This window comes from Nocardioides sp. SYSU D00038, assembly GCF_016924665.1.
Taxonomy (GTDB): Bacteria; Actinomycetota; Actinomycetes; order Propionibacteriales; family Nocardioidaceae; genus Nocardioides.
Window position 1 is genome coordinate 33,012 of the sequence record NZ_JAFFJT010000018.1, and the last position, 16,606, is coordinate 49,617.

Here is a 16,606-nt window from a genome sequence, read left to right on the forward strand (position 1 = left end):
GTGGGGTGGATCCATGACAGCGCGACGCCCGGGTGCGGCGCATCCGTGCAGCACACGGATTTCCGCACGGTCTCCGGGCGGTCAGTGCACGTGCGCGGCCGCCACCCGGGCGGCGCCCTCGGCCAGCGCGGTGCGCCACCGGTCCAGTTCCTCGAGCAGCGGCGCCGGGGCCACCGAGCGGGCCCGGTCGTCGCCGACCAGCGCCTGGAGCCGGCCGAGCTCGACCGCGGCGGCGCGGTGGGCGCCGGCGGCCCAGTGGGCGGCGACCAGGTGGCCGCTGACCTCGCTGACCAGGTCGGGGTCGCCGACGCCGGCGGCGGCCTCGTGGGCCTGCTCCAGCAGCCCGATCCGGTCCGCGCTGGGCCGGTCGCGCGCCATCACCAGCCGCATCCGGGCCAGGCAGCGCAGGTCGCCGCTCGCCTCGAGGTCCGAGAGCGCCTCGGCCATCTCGTCCGCCTCGACCTCGGTGGCGGCCTCCTCGTAGAGGCCGCGCACCATCAGCGCGTGCGCCAGCTCGTGGGGGTTGCCGACCTCGCGGGCGTAGGCGATGCACAGGTCGATCCAGTCGCGCACCTCCTCGTCGCGCCGGCCGGCACGGACCGCGGTGGCGGCCATCATGTAGCGCACGTTGTTGACGTGGGCGGTGTCGCCCGCCGCGGCGTAGCTGCCGAGCGAGGCGGTGAACGCCGCCAGCGACCGATCGGTGTCTACCGGGCGCAGCGCGATGCCCAGACCCTGCCGCACGCAGGCCAGGTGCCAGGTCGCGCCCTGCTCCTCGGCCAGCTCCTCGGCCCTGCCGAGCTCGGCGAGCGCGACCTCGGTGCGGCCCTGGTACGCCGCCGCCCAGCCGGCCAGCTGGTGGGCGGCCCGGCGCTCGTGCGGCTCCTCGGCCCGCTGGTGGGCCAGGTGGCCCAGCTCGGTGACCAGCTCGAGGTCGCTGAACGCGAGCCCCAGGCCGAGCTGCAGCAGCTGGTCGGGCGTGGCCACCGCCCGGACCCGCTCGTCGCGGGCCACCCGGGCCAGGGTCGCCAGGGTGGTGGCCTCGGGGCGGTACTGCTCCCCGAGCTCGGCCAGGCTCGCGGCGAGCAGGGCGGCGAGCGGTGGGTCGTGCTCGGCGGCCCACCGTGCCGCGGCCGCCGCGCCGGCGCCGAGTGCCGCGACGGCGCGGAAGGCCGCCGGGCTGTCGTCGGTGCGCGCGCGGGCCACCCGGGCCAGCACCCGGTCGGTCATCAGCCGCGCGTGCCGGCGACGGGTCTCCGCGGCCTCCGGCTCCGGCGTGCGGGAGAGCGCGAAGGTGCGCAGCGCACCGAGCACCCGCAGCGCGCCGGCCGGCTCGTCGGGACCGGTGGCCAGCACCAGCGACCGGTCGACCAGCCGTAGCACGGTGCCGGCCGTGCCCTCGCCCGCCACCGCCTCGGCGACGGAGAGGTCGAAGGCGACCGGCAGCGCCGCCAGGCACGACAGCACCCGGCGCTCGTCGTCGTCGAGCACGTCCCAGGTCCAGGCGAACGCCGTCTCCAGCGTGCGGTGCCGGTCGACGGGCCGGGCGCGCTCGAGGGCCTCGAAGCCGTGCTCGAGCCGGGCCGCGAGGTCGTCGATCGGCAGGTGGGCGAGGCGGGCGGCCGCGAGCTCGACCGCCAGCGGCAGCCCGTCGAGCAACGAGCAGATCCGCTCCACGGCGGGGGTGGCGGCGGCGTCGACCTCGGCGCGGGCGGTGCGCGCGCGGTCCAGGAACAGCTCGACGGCCGCCGATCCCGGGCCCACGGGCAGCGGCGCCACCGGGTGCACGGCCTCACCCCGGCCGCCGACGGGCGAGCGCGAGGTCGTGAGCACGGTGAGCCGGGGCGCTCGCCGTACCAGGTCGGTGGCCAGCGCCGAGACCTCGTCGAGCACCAGGTCGCAGTCGTCGAGCACCAGCAGCGTCGGCTGGCCCGACAGGCCGGAGGCGCACGCGGCCACCAGGCTCTCGGGCCGCTCGACGGTGACGTCGAGGGCCGCCGCCACCGCGGCGGCGACCTCGCCGGGCTCGACCGCGTCGAGCCCGACGACCACCGGGGCGCGGTCCTGGGCGGTCGCGACCTCCATCGCCAGCCGCGACTTGCCCACGCCGGGGGGGCCGCAGACCGTCACCCAGCGCGAGACGTCGAGCAGCTCGCGGACGGTGCGCACGTCGTCTTCGCGGCCCACGAACGCGCCGCCCGGCGTCGGCACCGACCGCGCCTGCAGCGCGAGCGCGGCGTCGACCAGCTCGGCGCGGCTCGAGGCGTCGAGCTTGCGGCGCAGCGCCGCGACGTGGCTCTCGACCGTGCGCTGCGAGACGTGGAACTCCGCGGCGATCTCGGCGTTCGTCAGCCGGCGCCCGATCGCGAGCAGGGTGGCGGTCTCGCGCCGGGTCAGCGCGTCCCACCCGGTGTCGTCGTCCTCGGGAGGCTGCGGCGTCGACACGACGGGGGCGGCCGGGAGGTCGAGGGAGGGGTCCTGGCGCAGCACCGCCGTCTCGAGCTCCTGCAGCTCGGCGCCGGGGTCGAGGCCCAGCTCGTCACCCAGCCGGGCGCGGGTGGTCGAGGCGACCGCGAGCGCGTCGGCCTGCCGACCGCTGCGGTAGAGCGCGAGCATCAGCTGGGCGGCGAACCGCTCCCGGAACGGGTGCTCCTCGACCAGCGTCTGCAGCACCGGGACAGCGTCGCGGTGACGGCCGCGGGCGAGCTGGACGTCGAGCCGTGTCTCGTGGGCGACCAGGCGCTTCTCGGCCCAGTCGGCGGTGGCCGCGACCGCGAACTCGGGGGCGAGCAGGTCTGCCAGCACGTCGCCGCGCCACAGCGCGAGTGCCTGGTCGAGCAGCCCGGCGGCCTCGTCGAGGCGACCGGCGTCGGCGGCCGCCCGGCCCTCGCCGAGCAGCTGCTCGAACCGGGTGACGTCGACGTCGTTCGCGTCGACCTCGAGCACGTAGCCGCCCGACCGGGTCTCCAGCCGCGCCGGGGTGCCGGCCTCCTCGAGCAGCCGCCGTACCCGCACCACGTGGCTGCGCAGCGTCGTGGCCGCGCCGTCGGTGGGTGTCTCCCCCCACAGGGCGTGCACCAGCCGGTCGACCGGCACCGGCCGGCCGTGGTGGACCAGCAGCATGGCCAGGAGCAGGCGTGGCTTGGGTCCGCCCAGGTGGACGAGCGACCCCGATGCCGAACGGACCTCGAGCGGACCCAGCAGGCTGAAGGCGGGTCCCACGCCAGCACTGTACGACGTCCGCGGCCCGCCGTCGCGGCTCCGACGCCGACCCGAGGCCCGACCCGTTCACCGCTCCGCTGCCGGGCCACAAGGATCCTGCAAGGTCGCCGCAACCGGTCGCTGGGAGAACTGTCCTGACGGACCCTCACCCAGGAGCACGACGATGACCACCACCCAGCTCGCGCCGGAGACCGACCCGGACACCGAGTCCACCGAGTTCACCGACTTCTACCGCCGCTCCTTCGACCGGCTGGTCCGTCAGCTCACCGCCCGCCTGGGCGACCGCGACCTGGCCCGCGACGCGGTGCAGGAGGCGTTCGCGCGCGGCTGGCGGCACCCCTCGGCACCCGACTGGGCCGAGCGCGGCGACGCCTGGGTGCACACCACGGCCTACCGCGTCGCCGTCGACGGCTTCCGCCGCGGCGGCCGGTTCCAGCGGGCGACCGAGCTGATCGCCGCTGCCGAGGTGCAGACCCAGCCTCCGGCCCCGCTCGACGAGCGCGCGGCGCTGGTCGCGGCGCTGCGGCGACTGCCGGAGGAGCAGCGCCAGGCCGTCGTCCTCCACTACATCGCCGACCTCTCGGTGCACGAGGTCGCCGAGCGCACCGGCGTGGCCGACGGGACGGTCAAGTCGCGGCTGAGCCGTGCCCGGGCCGCGCTCGCCGAGATGCTCGGTCCCGACGCCGCGGTGGCCTGAGGCCGCCGCCCGCCGGGGTCCGGTGGGCCGGGCGCCCTCCCGTCCCCCTGGGGAGGGCGTCCGGCGCGGGCTCAGCGGCAGCGGCGCAGCACCGGACGGAGCACGCGCAGGCTGCCGGCGCCCGGTCGCACCAGCCGGACCCGCACCACGGCCCGGCGGGTCACCGGGCCGCGCACCCGCCAGCGGTACGGCGCGGCCACGTCGACCCTGCGGGTGGTGCCGGCGGTGCGGAAGCCCACGCGGTCGACGAGGCCGAGACCCCCGCGCACGGTGAGGCGAGGTCGCCCGCGCACGCACCGCTGCCCGACCGACAGCGAGGCGCGCGCCGCGCGCAGCTGCTCGTTGCGGGCCTGGCCGGCCGCCCGCACCACCTGGCCGGCGAACGCCCGCATCCCCAGCGCCGTCGGGTGGAAGGGCACCGCGCCGTCGCCGCTCAGCGGCACCAGCCCCTCCAGCCACCGCCGGCCGGGCGGGGCGCAGGCCGTGTGGTCGAGGGCGCCCGGCGTCGCGCCGAGATCGGTGAACGTCGCGCCCGCTCGACGGGCCTCGCCGGCGAGGATCCCGTTCAGCCGGTCGATGAGGTCCTGCACGTAGGTCGCGTCGGCCACGGTCAGCGGCTGGGTCAGCGGGCAGGCGCCGGGCGGGACGTAGCGGCCGTAGCCGACCACGACCACCGCGGCCCGCGGCGCCTCGCGCCGCACGGCCGCGAGCACGCGTCGTACGCCCGGCCGCACGGCCGCCACGGCCGCGCGCATCTCGTCGCCCTCGCGCTGCGCGCACCCCGGGACCAGGCAGCGGACCACCGCGGAGACGATGCCCGCGTCGTTGGCGCCGATCGGCCCCACCGAGACCAGCGTGGTCCGCCCGTCGACGGCGTCGAGCTGGGGCGGGTTCTGCCCCTGGGTCTCGAAGGCGTGGATCGTCTCGGCGCTGCTGCACGTCGCGTCGGCGAAGGCGGCGCCGCTGGTCCCGAGCGCGGCCGCCACGAGCGAGGGGAAGTTGACCGCGCTGCGGTAGCACGGCGAGGGCGCTCCGGGTCGCTGCGGCACGATGATCGGCCCCGCGGCCGAGGAGTCGCCCAGCGCGGCGTACCGCTCCTGGGTGAGCGGCGCGGCGGTCGCGGCACCGGCGTCCGAGGCGGACCCCGCCGCGGTGCCGGCCGGGACGGCCGGGAGCACGGTCGCGACCAGCACGGTCAGGACGCTGGTCGCGGCGGCGGTGAGCGGCCGGTGCAGCCGGCGGGTCGGGACGGTCACGGGCTCCCCCTCGGGCGTCGGTGCCAGGACCGTACCCCCGACCCGGTCGGGACAGCCCACCGCCGGACCCGGCGGGTGGCCGGGGGCGCCCCGGGTACCGCCCCGCCATGACCGACCCGACCAGCGACCCCGCCACCGACCACGCTGCCCGGCTGCTCGACCTGCTGGGCGACCTGCCGATCGCCATGTTCACCACCACCGACGACGACGGCCGACTGCGCGCCGTGCCGATGGCGCGCCAGGAGGTGGAGCCGTCGGCCGAGCTCTGGTTCATCACCGCGCGCGACACCGACCACGTCCGCCATCTTCGGACTCGGCCGCACGTCGGGCTCACGTTCGCCAGCAGCGACGCCTGGGTCTCGGTGCACGGCACCGCCGAGGTGGTCACCGACCGCGCCAAGCTCGAGGAGCTGTGGAACACCTTCGCCGAGGCCTGGCTGCCCGGCGGCCCGGACAACCCCGACGCCGTGCTGGTGCGGGTCGACCTCGAGGGCGGGGAGTACTGGGACACCCCCGGCAGCAAGGTTGCCTCGCTGGTGAGCTTCGTCAAGACCCGCCTGACCGGCGACACCTTCGACGCCGACCACGGCGCCGCCGACCTCTGAGCGACTGCTCGGACGCCGGCCGGGTAACGCAGGGGCATGGCCGAGGTCGACGAGCAGGTGCAGGACGTCTGGGACGACTGGCAGGCGGCGGTGAACATGACGCAGGCCGAGCTGGAGAAGTGGCTCGACACCGAGGAGTCGCGGTCGGTGGGCCAGGGTGAGGGCGAGTCGACCGGGCACCGCTCCGGACGCCGGATCGTGTCGATCCTGGGCACGAGCAAGTCCGAGCTGACGGCCGACGACGCCGCCCACATGCGCAAGGTCGTCGGCTACGTCCACCGTCACCTGGCCCAGCGGCCCGCTGGCGACGTCGCGGACACCAAGTGGCGGTGGTCGCTGATGAACTGGGGCCACGACCCGGAGAAGTAGCGGTGGCCCGCGCGCTGATCGGCATCTCCGGCTGGAGCTACCGCTCCTGGCGCGGTGACTTCTACCCCGAGGGCCTGCGCCAGCGCGACGAGCTGTCCTACGCCGCCGAGCGGATGGGCTCGGTCGAGCTCAACGGCTCCTTCTACTCCCTGCAGCGCCCCTCGTCCTACGACGCCTGGCGCGACGCGACGCCCGACGACTTCGTGCTCGCGGTCAAGGGCGGGCGCTACCTCACCCACATGAAACGGCTGCGCGACACCGACACGGCGTTGGCCAACTTCCTGGCCTCGGGGGTGCTGCGGCTCGGCGCCAAGCTCGGGCCGCTGCTGTGGCAGCTGCCGGAGTCCGTGCGGTTCGACACCGAGCGGGTGGGCGGTTTCCTGGCCTCGCTGCCGCGCAGCACCGGCGCCGCCGCCGAGGTGGCCGCCCGCCACGACGACAAGGTGCCCGAGCCCGCCCTCGAGGCCCTCGACGACCGGCCGCTGCGCCACGCGCTCGAGCCGCGGCACCCGTCGTTCGCGACGGCCGAGGCGGTGGCGCTGCTGCGCGAGCACGGCGTGGCGCTGGTGCACGCCGACTCGGCGGGCCGCTGGCCGGCGTTCGACGAGGACACCGCCGACTTCCGCTACGTGCGGCTGCACGGCCACACCGAGCTCTACGCCAGCGGCTACGACGCCGGCCGGCTCGACGCGTGGGCGGAGCGCTGCCGCGGCTGGCTGGCGGCCGGGCAGGACGTGCACGTCTACTTCGACAACGACGCCCGGGGTCACGCACCCCACGACGCGGTCGCCCTGCACCGCCGCCTGACGGACATACACTCCGACGCGTGACGACCGCGCACCCGCCCGGCCCGCGGGCCGACGTCGACGTGCGGCTGCTGCTCCTCGACACCGCCGAGCGGCTCTTCGGCGACACCAGCCCCGAGGGCGTCTCGCTGCGGGCGATCGCCCGCGAGGCCGGCGTGGCGCCGGCGGCGCTGACCTACTGGTACCCCGCCAAGCACGACCTGGTGGCCGCCGTCGTGCAGCGGCGCTCCCGGCCGGTGGCCGTGCGGATGCGCGAGCTCCTCGACGTCCTGGTGGCCGCCGACCGGGTCACCCCGCGCCAGGTCGTGGCGGCGGTGCTGCAGCCGCTGGTCGACGTGCTCGACGCCGACCCGGTGGGCGGCCTGTCGTGGATGAAGCTCTTCGCCCGCCTCGGCCTCGACGAGGACCCGCTCTGGGTCGCGGAGCTCGGTGACGACCAGGAGCTCTCCGCGGCCTTCCTCACCGCCGCCACCCGGGCGCTGCCGACCTTCGACGACGCCCTGGCCCGGCGCACCGGCATCGCGATGTACTCCATGCTGACCGCCCTCGCCAGCGTCGACCACGCGGCGTACGGCCGACCCCTGGGCCCCACCGGCCTCGACCCCGCCTGGGCCGAGCAGCTCGCGGTCTTCACGACCGCAGGGATGGTCGGGGCCGTCCGTCCGGGGTAGTCACGGGCGAACGGCAGGTGCTTCCGGGCGGATCGGGTGCCGAACGCCCGTGACCACCGTGCCGCGGCGGGTCACCCCTCCAGCACGGCGTCGCGCGCGTCGTTGTAGTCGCGGAGCAGCTCGACGAGGAGCGCAGCGCGGTCGGGGCCCATCCGGGCGAGGGCGGCACGGATCTGCGCGGCCCGCAGTCGGCCGTCGTGGTCGTACGCCGCGCGGCCGGCGGGGGTGGGCCGCACCGGCCGGCTCGCGCTGCCCTCGACGTCGAACCGCTCCAGCCAGCCCGCGTCGATCGCGGCGTTGACCTGGCGGTTGACCGTCGACTGCTCGAGCTCGAGCTCGGTCGCGAGCTCGCGCAGGGTGCGGGGACGGTCGTCGGAGAGCACCCACAGGATCCGGAAGGCCGAGGTCTCGAGCCGGCTGCCGGCGTAGGTCTGGGTGCGGCGGCGCTGGAGGCGGAGCAGCTGGTCGGCCAGCACCGCGACGTCGGCGGGGTCGTCGGCGGGGTCGTCGGCGGGGTCGTCGGCGGGGTCGTCGGCGGGCGGGGCCGGCTCGGGGGTCTGGGTCATGGCTCCGGTGGTCGGCAGGTGATGCGGGTCACGGATTCTTCCAGACCGGACAGGGATGTGTATCGTACACACGGTGTCCGACGCCCCGCCCTCGACCGCGACCGACCGCGCACCCCTGACCGTGGTGGCGCTCTGCTTCGGCGGCATGTCCGCCTCGCTGACGCAGACGCTCGTGATCCCGCTGCAGGGCGACCTGCCCCGGCTGCTGGGCACGTCGGTCTCCAACGCCGGCTGGGTCGTCACCGTCACCCTGCTCGCCGCCGCGGTGGCGATGCCGGTGTCGGGACGGCTCGGCGACATCCTCGGCAAGCAGCGGGTCCTGGTCGCCAGCGCCGCGATCCTGGCCGTCGGCTCGGTGGTGTGCGCGCTCTCGACGTCGCTCGCGCCGATGCTGGTCGGCCGCGCCCTCCAGGGCGTGGCGATGGGCTTCATCCCGGTGGGCATCGCGCTGATGCGCGAGGTCACCCCGCCCCGGCTCACCGGCACCGCGATCGCCGCGATGAGCGCCACGCTCGGCGTCGGCGGCGCCATCGGGCTGCCGCTCTCGGCGTGGGTCGCCCAGTCCTTCGACTGGCACGCGGTGTTCTGGATGGCCGCGATCATGGCGGCGCTCACCTCGCTGGGCGTGCTGTTCGTCGTCCCCCACGTGCACGACGCCCACCCCGGACGGATCGACTTCCTCGGGGGCGTCGGGCTCGGCGTCGGGCTGGTCGGCGTGCTGGTCGGTGTCTCCAAGGCCCACGACTGGGGCTGGGGCTCCGGCCGCACCGTCGGCGCGATCGTGGGTGGCGTCGCCGTGCTGCTGGTGTGGGGGAGCTACCAGCTGCGCCGCGACGAGCCGCTCGTCGACCTGCGCACCTCCGCCCGCCGTCCGGTGCTGCTCACCAACGTCGCGGCCGTCGCGATCGGGTTCGGCATGATGGCGCAGGCGATCGTCGTGCCCCAGCTGCTCCAGCTGCCGCGGTCCACCGGGTTCGGCATGGGCCAGACCATGCTCGAGGCCGGCCTGTGGATGGCGCCCGGCGGCCTGATGATGCTGCTCTTCGCGCCGGTCTCGAGCCGGCTGCTCACCAACGTCGGCCCGAAGCTGACCTTGATGGTCGGCGGCTCGGTGCTCGGCGTCGGCTACCTCGTCGCGTTCTTCCTGATGAACGCGGCCTGGGAGCTCGCCGTGGCCTCGATCATCGCCTCGGCCGGCGTGGGCATCGGGTACGCCGCGATGCCCACGATGATCTTGGGCGCGGTGCCGATGGCCGAGGCCGGCGCCGCCGTCGGCATCAACTCGCTCATGCGCTCGGTCGGCACCACGGTCGCCTCGGCGGTGATGACCACCGTGCTCGCCGGCTCGGTCACGGCGGCCGGGCTGCCCACCCGGGGCGCCTACGAGGCGTGCTTCCTGATCGGCGCGGTGGCCGCCTTCGTGGGCGTCGCCATCACCGCCCTGGTGCCGCACGTCCACGTGCGGCCGGCCGCCACGGAGCGGGCGGTCGAGGCGGCGGCGGCCTGACCGGTGTGACCTGCGACACGCGAATCCCCAGTCTCGCAACGGGATTGCCCGTCGGGTGTCGGGAGCCTCACACCCACCCCGGGTGCCAGGGGCATCCTTAGTTGACGTAAATTCAACAGCATGGTCCCCCGTGCGCTGCCCGGTCTCTCCCTGCTCGCGGCCGTGGCGGTGGTGGCGGCCACGCTGGTGGCGGCCCCGGCCCAGGCGGGCGGCTACCCGACCCCGCGCAAGATCGCGTCGCGGTCGGTGGTCTTCGACCTCTACAACGTCAACAACACCCCGGCCGGCTGCACCCCCGACCGGCAGAAGTACCAGGTGCGCGGCCGGCTGGTCGGCCCCCGCCAGATGGTCAACGGCCACGGTGGCCCCCGGCGGTTCAACGTGCTGGTCCACGACGCCGGCACCGGCGGCTGGTTCTGGACCCTGCCCGGCCACCCCACGCTCAACTACGCCCGCCAGCTCGCCCGCCAGGGCGAGACCTCACTGGTGATCGACCGGCTCGGCTACGACGCCAGCCCTCTCGCCGACGGCCGGCGGACCTGCCTGGGTGCGCAGGCGACGATGCTCCACGAGGTCGTGCAGAAGCTCTACTCCGGCACCTACGCCTACACCAGCGGTCCGGGCGTGCCGCCCCACGCCGCGCGGGTGGTCGTGCACGGGCACGGCACCGGCGCCGCGATCGCCCAGCTCGAGGCCGCCCACTGGGACGACACCCACGGCCTGGTGCTGATGTCGTGGTCGGCGGGCGACGCCTCCCCGACGGCCGCGGCCGAGTCGCGGCGCCAGGCCGCGGCCTGCCGCCGGGGCGGCTACGCGCCGTTCGGAGTCGACGACGCGGCGTACCGGTCGCTGCTCTTCGCCGCCGCCCCTGCCGCGGTGCAGCGGGCCGCCTCCGCCCGGCGCAACCCGACGCCCTGCGGCGACGTCTCGACCCTCGCCGCGACCACCCTCGCCACGGCGTACGGCGCGGGGAAGGTCAAGGTGCCCACGCTGCGGCTCCTCGGCGCGCGGGACGCGCTGGTCCGCGGCCGTGCCGCCCAGGGCGGCAAGGGGTTCGCGCGCGGCACCTCGGTCACCACCCGCGTGGTGGCCGGAGCCGGCAGCGCGCTGCCGCTGGAGCCCTCGGCGCCCGCCACCCGGGCCGCCGTGCTGGCCTGGCTGCGCTCGCGCTGATCGGGCGCCCCAGGTGCGTCGAGTGACGCGTTGAGGTCGTGTTCCGGGTCGATTCACGACACGGACCGTCACTTGACGAATCAGTCCGCCGCCAGGTGCCGCGTGAGGAACGCGACCTGGTGGGCCAGGGCGGGCTCGAACCAGTCCTTGCCGGGCCAGACGTCGAAGTGGTCGCAGGGGTAGTGGCGCACCTCGGCACGGGCCGCGAACGCGACCTTCGCCGCCGCGTGCGGGGGTGCGCTGCGGTCGAGGTCGCCGATCTGCACCAGCACCGGGCAGGTCACCCGCTTGGCGTCCTGCTTGACCCGGATGGCGCCGAGCTCGAGCCCGACGGCGGCGTCGACCTCGTTGCGCCAGGTCGGCCCGGCGAGCGCGAGGTAGTCGTCGTAGCAGCCCTCGAGCGTGAGTGCCCCCACCTCGCCGGGGCGGGCCACCACCGGCATCGTCACCGGTCCGCGTCCGGCCAGCGCGCCCACCCGGCTGCGCACCCCGAGCGCGGTGGAGCGGGCGATCGACGACGGCTTGTGGTGCCGGGTCGCGAGGCGGCCGGCGGCGAGGCCGTCGACCAGCGGGGTGAGCGAGACGACAGCGGCGACGTCGTCGCGCCCGGCCGCCGCGGTGAGCACGTGACCGCCTGCCAGCGAGACGCCCCACAGCACCAGCCGCCGCGGATCGACCCCGGGCAGGGTGGCGGCGTGCGCCATCGCGGCGCGGTAGTCGGCGACCTGCCCGACCACCGAGACCCGCTGCCGCGGCTGGCCGCCGCTCGCCCCGAACCCGCGGTAGTCGAAGGCCAGCACGTCCAGCCCGGCCTTGGCCAGCCCGACGGCGAACGGCTCGAGACCGGAGTCCTTGGTGCCGGCCAGGCCGTGCGCCATCACCACCACGGGCCGACCGGCGGGGCCGGCCAGGCCGTCGCCGGCACCGGCGAAGTGCCAGGCGTCCAGGTCGGCGCCGTCGCCCGTGACGGTCACCTGCTCGTAGGCGCTCACGCGTCGGTCCTCCCGTAGATCGTCCGCAACCAGACCTGCACCACCGCCGCGACCAGCTCCTCGCGCTCCAGCGGCCCGCCGAGCGCGAGCCGCTCGAGCATCCGGTCGTTGAGCTCGAGCAGCACCGAGGCCAGGGCCGCGGCGTCGACGCCGTCGGGCGCCCGCCCGGCGGCCCGCTCGCCGCGGATCATCTCGGCCACCGGCTCGACGAACGACAGCCGGTCGCTCTCCCACATCTCGCGCACCGCGGGGCTGGTCGCGCGGGCGTCGAGCATCGCCCGGAACAGGTGCCGGTGCTGCTCCCAGGCCGCGAACAGGCCGCGGATGGTGGCCTCGATGTTCTCCGCCGGCGTGCCCGCGCCGGTCAGCTCGCCGGTGGCGACGAACGCCTGGTCGTACATGTCCTCCATGAGCGCGGCGACCGCGGCGGCCTTGTTCTCGAAGTAGAAGTAGAACGCCGACCGGGTCACCCCCGCCGCTCGGGAGATGTCGGCGATCGTGATCGAGTCGAGGCTGCTGTCCTGGAGGTGCTCGTCGAGGGCGTGCAGCAGGGCCGAACGCCGCCGGTCGCCGTGCGGCCGGCTGGCCTTGTCGCTCTCGGTGGTCACGACGCCCTCCCCGCCCGACCGGCCCGGGCCATCCCGGCCGGGATCTCGCGGGCCCGCAGGTCGTGCTCGTAGACGAAGTAGTCGAGCTGCTGGGTGTGCCGGGGCCGGTCGAGCACGTGCCCCATGAACTTCTCGTTGTCGGCGTCGATCGTGCGCTCCATCTCGGCCGCCGACGGCAGCCGGTAGAGCCCGGTCGCGTACGCCGCCAGCAGCCGGGCCTGCGCCTCCACGAACGGGAACAGCGTGGGCGTGGCCTGGGCGAACCCCATGAACACCAGGTCCTCGAGCCCCGGCTTGAACATCCGCTTGTAGAGCCGGATGTGGTTGTCGGGTGCGCTGACCAGCTCGGGGTCGAAGAACGGGAAGGTGATGTTGTAGCCGGTGGCGTAGACGATCACGTCGAAGTCGCTGCTGGTGCCGTCGTCGAAGTGCACGGTGCGACCGTCGAGGCGGGCGACGTTGCCCTTCGGCGTGATGTCACCCGAGCCGAGCCGGAGCGGGAGCTCCACCGACTGCGTGGGGTGGGCCTCGAAGAACTTGTGGTTGGGCTTGGGCAGGCCGTAGAGCTCGGGGTTCGACCCGGTCATGAACTGCATCTTCTGCACCAGCTTGCGCTGCCACGACAGCGGCAGGTACGGCGTGGTGACGTAGTACTTGTCGGCCGGCAGCCCGTAGGTGTACTTCGGCACGATCCACGCGCTCGAGCGGGTGGAGAGCGTGACCTCGTTCTGCAGCGACCGGCTCGACAGCTCCACGGCGATGTCGGCGGCGCTGTTGCCCAGGCCCACGACGAGGATCCGCTTGCCGGTGAAGTCGAGCGGGTCGTGGGGGTCGATGTAGTGGTGGGAGTGGATCGACTCGCCGGTGAACTCGCCCGGGAAGTCGGCGGTGCGCGGGTCCCAGTGGTGGCCGTTGGCCACGACGAGCAGGTCGAAGCGGCGCCGCTCGCCCGACTGGAGGTCGAGATCCCAGCCGCCGTCGGGCAGCCGCTCGGCGTGCACGACGCCGTTCTCGAACTCGATGGGGTCGAGCAGGCCGAACGCCTCGGCGTAGGAGTCGAGGTAGGCCTTGATCTGGGTGTGGTGCGGGAAGTCGGGGTAGTCCTCGGGCATCGGGAAGTCCTTGAAGGACAGCCGGTGCTTGGAGGTGTCGATGTGCAGCGACCGGTAGGCGCTGGAGTGACCGTTGGGGTTGCCGAACGCCCAGTTGCCGCCGATCCGGTCGGAGGTCTCGAAGCAGGTGTAGGGCACGCCGTAGTCGCCCAGCATCTTGCCGGCGGTGAGCCCGCTGATGCCCGCTCCGATGACCGCGGTGGTGGGTCTCGCCATCTGCTGCTCCTGCTCCCGATCCGGTGCGGATCGGTCCGGGGGGTGTTGACAGCGCGACGCTAGGCCCTAGGTTGACACGCGTCAATTAGTGACGCGGACCACACGGGAGGGCCGGATGGCGGAGCAGGACGACGACGGCGGTGGCGCGGCGACCCGGGTCGCGGTGGTCGTGGGCGGGGTCGGGGATCGGGGCGGCGTGCGTCACCGCGCTCCGGGCCGACGGCTGCCGGGTCGTCTCGGCCGACCTGCCGGGGACTGGCGCGGACGTCGACGTCGACGTCACCGACGAGGACGGCGCCGCCGGGGTCGCGGCGCTGCTCGACGGCGTCGTGGCCCGCGAGGGCCGGCTCGACGTGGTGGTCAACAGCGCCGGCACGTCGACGCTCGGCCTGGTGGTCGAGCACGACCTCGCCGAGTGGCGGCGGGTCGTGGACGTGTGCCTCACCGGCGCGTTCCTGGTGCTCAAGCACGCCGGCCGGGTGATCGCCGACGGCGGCGCGATCACCTCCCTCACCTCGCTCAACGCCCGCCAGCCCGGCACCGGCATGGCGGCGTACTGCTCGGCCAAGGCCGGGCTCGCGATGCTCACCCAGGTCGCCGCGCTCGAGCTGGCCGGCCGCGGGGTGCGGGTCAACGCGATCTCGCCCGGACTGGTCGTCACGCCGCTGACCGCCCCGGCCCTCGACATCCCCGGCATCGAGGACGACTACCTCGCCAACACGCCGCTCGGCCGGGCCGGCACCCCCGAGGAGGTCGCCGACGCCGCGGTGTGGATCAGCCGGGCCGCCTGGCTCACCGGCGAGGTGCTCGACCTCAACGGCGGCGCCCACCTGCAGCGGTACCCCGACATCCACGGCCACGTCGCGCGGGCGTTCGGGTGAGCAGGGGCACGGAGGTCGCCGGCGCCCAGGCGGTGGTGACCGGCGGAGGCTCCGGCATCGGGGCCGCGCTGACCCGGGCGCTGGTGGCGGCCGGCGCCTCGGTCGTCTGCGCCGACCTCGACCTCGCCGCCGCCGAGGCGGTCTCAGCCGCCGCGACCGGCCCGGGCACCGCTCGGGCGGTCGCCCTCGACGTCACCGACGCGGCCGCGGTGCGCGCCGTGGTCGACGACGTCGTGGCCACCGCCGGTCGGATCGACCTGCTCTTCAACAACGCCGGCATCACCTGGGCCGGTGACACCGAGCTGCTCACGCTCGAGCAGTGGGACGCGATCGTCGACGTCAACATCCGCGGCGTGGTGCACGGCGTGCACGCGGCGTACCCCCACCTGGTGCGGCAGCGCCGCGGACACATCGTCAACACCGCGTCGATGGGCGGCCTGGTGGCGGGCGGACTGATCACCAGCTACTGCATGACCAAGCACGCGGTGGTGGGCCTGTCGCTGGCGCTGCGCAGCGAGGCGGTCGCCCACGGCGTCGGCGTGCTCGCCGTCTGCCCGGCGGCGGTCGAGACGCCGATCCTCGAGAAAGGCGTGGTCGGCCGCTTCGTCGGCCGCGACTACTACCTATCGGGCCAGGGCATCAAGACCCCGCTCGACCCGGACGACCTGGCCCGCCAGGTGCTCGACGCCGTACGCCGCGGCGACGCGCTGCTGGTCGCGCCCCGCCGGGCCAGGCTGACCTGGCTGGTGAGCCGGCTGGCCCCGCGGTGGACCAACGACCAGGCCGCGAGGTTCGTGGCCCGGCAGCGGGCGGCGGCCGGATGACCTCGACCACCACCGGGCAGCTGCCGGAGCTCGCCTGCTACGGGCTGCCCGGCCACACCGCCTCCCCGCGCGACGTCCTGGCCGAGGCCCGCCGGGCCGAGGAGCTGGGCATCGGGTCGGTGTTCCTCTCCGAGCGGTTCAACCTCAAGGACGCCGGGGTGCTGGCGGGCGCCGTGGCCGCCGCGACCGAGCGCACCGGCATCGCGACCGCCGCCACCAACCACAACACCCGGCACCCGCTGGTGACCGCGACGCTGGCGACCACCGCCTACCGACTCAGCGGCGGCCGCTACGCGCTGGGCCTGGGCCGCGGCTTCGGCGCGCTGTTCGACGTGATGGGGCTGCCGCAGGTCACCGGCGCCCAGCTCGAGGACGTGATCGGGATCTACCGCAGGCTCTGGCGCGGCGAGATGGTGCTCGGCCACGAGGGCCCGGCCGGCAGCTACCCGTTCCTCCACCAGGACTCCTCGTTCGCCGAGGACGTGCCGGTGCTGCTGATGGCGATCGGCGACCGGTCGCTCGAGCTGGCCGGCCGGGTGGCCGACGGCGTGGTGCTGCACACCTTCTTCACCGACGAGACCCTGACTCGCGCCGTCGCCACGGTGCGCGCGTCGGCCGAGCGGGCCGGGCGCGACCCGGCGTCGGTGCGGATCTGGTCGGTGCTCGCCACCGTCGAGGACTCGCTGCCCGAGGAGGCCCGGCAGCGCAAGCTCGTGGGCCGGCTGGCGACCTACCTCCAGGGCTACGGCGACGTGCTGGTGCGTGCCAACGGCTGGGACCCCGACGTGCTGCGCCGGTTCCGGGAGCACCCGCTCGTGCAGGGCTACCCCGGCGCCTTCGACGCGATCGGCACGGTCGAGGAGCTGTCCCGGCTGCGCGAGGAGGTGCTGCCCGACGAGTGGCTGGCCGCGGCCGCCGTCGGCAGCGCGGAGGCCTGCGCCGGCCGGGTGCAGGACCAGCTCGACGCCGGCGCCGACAGCGTGGTGCTGCACGGCGCCACCCCCGACGAGCTCGCGCCGGTGCTGGCCGCCTGGCGTCGGGTCCGCGACGACGCGCTGGACGAGCTGCCGGTCAACCCCGGGCGGTCGGCGTGAGGGCGGG

Annotated in this window: 16 protein-coding genes; 10 read left to right on the plus strand and 6 right to left on the minus strand. The window is 75.2% G+C overall.

From position 1 onward, the window contains the following. Positions 1–81: 81 nt before the first annotated feature. Positions 82–3,222 carry a BTAD domain-containing putative transcriptional regulator gene (locus tag JT721_RS11350; RefSeq protein WP_205473256.1) on the minus strand — a complete coding sequence of 1,047 codons (3,141 nt, stop codon included), beginning with the start codon at positions 3,220–3,222 and terminating at the stop codon, positions 82–84. A gap of 163 nt (positions 3,223–3,385) precedes the next feature. On the opposite strand from JT721_RS11350, the gene JT721_RS11355 reads away from it, so the two are divergent. Beyond that, on the plus strand, positions 3,386–3,919 hold the full coding sequence (locus JT721_RS11355) for an RNA polymerase sigma factor (RefSeq protein ID WP_205473257.1): 534 nt from the start codon (positions 3,386–3,388) through the stop codon (positions 3,917–3,919). A 71-nt stretch (positions 3,920–3,990) separates the two neighbouring features. Here the strand turns inward: JT721_RS11355 and JT721_RS11360 are convergent, their stop codons facing one another. Continuing rightward, a complete protein-coding gene (locus JT721_RS11360) occupies positions 3,991–5,175 on the minus strand; it encodes an SGNH/GDSL hydrolase family protein (RefSeq protein WP_205473258.1) in 1,185 nt (394 codons plus the stop codon). 107 nt (positions 5,176–5,282) lie between these two features. Between JT721_RS11360 and JT721_RS11365 the strand changes: the two genes are divergently transcribed. Genes JT721_RS11365 through JT721_RS11380 form a run of 4 tightly spaced genes read left to right on the plus strand, consistent with a single transcriptional unit; the run spans position 5,283 to position 7,626 of the window. Then, positions 5,283–5,780, plus strand: coding sequence for a pyridoxamine 5'-phosphate oxidase family protein (locus tag JT721_RS11365; protein WP_205473259.1), 498 nt, complete (start codon positions 5,283–5,285; stop codon positions 5,778–5,780). A gap of 36 nt (positions 5,781–5,816) precedes the next feature. Continuing rightward, entirely contained in the window at positions 5,817–6,149 is a 333-nt protein-coding gene (locus JT721_RS11370) for a DUF3140 domain-containing protein (protein WP_205473260.1), read from the plus strand. A 2-nt stretch (positions 6,150–6,151) separates the two neighbouring features. Continuing rightward, positions 6,152–6,979 carry a DUF72 domain-containing protein gene (locus JT721_RS11375; RefSeq protein ID WP_205473261.1) on the plus strand — a complete coding sequence of 276 codons (828 nt, stop codon included), beginning with the start codon at positions 6,152–6,154 and terminating at the stop codon, positions 6,977–6,979. Beyond that, positions 6,976–7,626, plus strand: coding sequence for a TetR/AcrR family transcriptional regulator (locus JT721_RS11380; protein WP_205473262.1), 651 nt, complete (start codon positions 6,976–6,978; stop codon positions 7,624–7,626). Before JT721_RS11375 ends, JT721_RS11380 begins: the two co-directional genes overlap by 4 nt. A gap of 71 nt (positions 7,627–7,697) precedes the next feature. Here the strand turns inward: JT721_RS11380 and JT721_RS11385 are convergent, their stop codons facing one another. Then, positions 7,698–8,192 carry a MarR family winged helix-turn-helix transcriptional regulator gene (locus JT721_RS11385; RefSeq protein ID WP_205473263.1) on the minus strand — a complete coding sequence of 165 codons (495 nt, stop codon included), beginning with the start codon at positions 8,190–8,192 and terminating at the stop codon, positions 7,698–7,700. A 73-nt stretch (positions 8,193–8,265) separates the two neighbouring features. On the opposite strand from JT721_RS11385, the gene JT721_RS11390 reads away from it, so the two are divergent. Together JT721_RS11390 and JT721_RS11395 are read left to right on the plus strand one after the other, a co-directional pair. Further along, positions 8,266–9,699: an MFS transporter gene (locus JT721_RS11390; RefSeq protein ID WP_205473264.1), complete on the plus strand. Its 1,434-nt coding sequence runs from the start codon at positions 8,266–8,268 to the stop codon at positions 9,697–9,699. Positions 9,700–9,819: 120 nt separating this feature from the next. Continuing rightward, positions 9,820–10,872 carry a hypothetical protein gene (locus JT721_RS11395; protein WP_205473265.1) on the plus strand — a complete coding sequence of 351 codons (1,053 nt, stop codon included), beginning with the start codon at positions 9,820–9,822 and terminating at the stop codon, positions 10,870–10,872. An 80-nt stretch (positions 10,873–10,952) separates the two neighbouring features. Here JT721_RS11395 and JT721_RS11400 read toward each other — a convergent pair whose 3' ends face one another. From JT721_RS11400 to JT721_RS11410, 3 genes are read right to left on the minus strand one after another with little or no spacing between them, the layout of a single operon-like run. Further along, positions 10,953–11,864, minus strand: a complete 912-nt coding sequence (locus JT721_RS11400; protein ID WP_205473266.1) for an alpha/beta hydrolase — start codon at positions 11,862–11,864, stop codon at positions 10,953–10,955. Then, the gene (locus JT721_RS11405) at positions 11,861–12,472 is read right to left on the minus strand and encodes a TetR/AcrR family transcriptional regulator (protein WP_205473267.1); all 612 of its coding nucleotides are present in this window, start codon (positions 12,470–12,472) and stop codon (positions 11,861–11,863) included. The genes JT721_RS11400 and JT721_RS11405 overlap by 4 nt, the downstream gene beginning before the upstream one ends. Beyond that, positions 12,469–13,800 carry an NAD(P)/FAD-dependent oxidoreductase gene (locus JT721_RS11410; protein ID WP_205473268.1) on the minus strand — a complete coding sequence of 444 codons (1,332 nt, stop codon included), beginning with the start codon at positions 13,798–13,800 and terminating at the stop codon, positions 12,469–12,471. The genes JT721_RS11405 and JT721_RS11410 overlap by 4 nt, the downstream gene beginning before the upstream one ends. 140 nt (positions 13,801–13,940) lie before the next feature. On the opposite strand from JT721_RS11410, the gene JT721_RS11415 reads away from it, so the two are divergent. The 3 genes from JT721_RS11415 to JT721_RS11425 are packed head-to-tail and all read left to right on the plus strand — an operon-like array spanning position 13,941 to position 16,599. Then, positions 13,941–14,681 (plus strand): SDR family NAD(P)-dependent oxidoreductase, encoded by a 741-nt coding sequence (locus JT721_RS11415; protein ID WP_205473269.1) that lies wholly within the window; start codon positions 13,941–13,943, stop codon positions 14,679–14,681. Next, complete coding sequence (locus JT721_RS11420; RefSeq protein WP_205473270.1) at positions 14,678–15,505, plus strand: SDR family oxidoreductase; 828 nt, start codon at positions 14,678–14,680, stop codon at positions 15,503–15,505. Before JT721_RS11415 ends, JT721_RS11420 begins: the two co-directional genes overlap by 4 nt. Further along, the gene (locus JT721_RS11425) at positions 15,502–16,599 is read left to right on the plus strand and encodes a TIGR03857 family LLM class F420-dependent oxidoreductase (RefSeq protein ID WP_205473271.1); all 1,098 of its coding nucleotides are present in this window, start codon (positions 15,502–15,504) and stop codon (positions 16,597–16,599) included. The genes JT721_RS11420 and JT721_RS11425 overlap by 4 nt, the downstream gene beginning before the upstream one ends. The last annotated feature ends 7 nt before the right edge of the window (positions 16,600–16,606 follow it).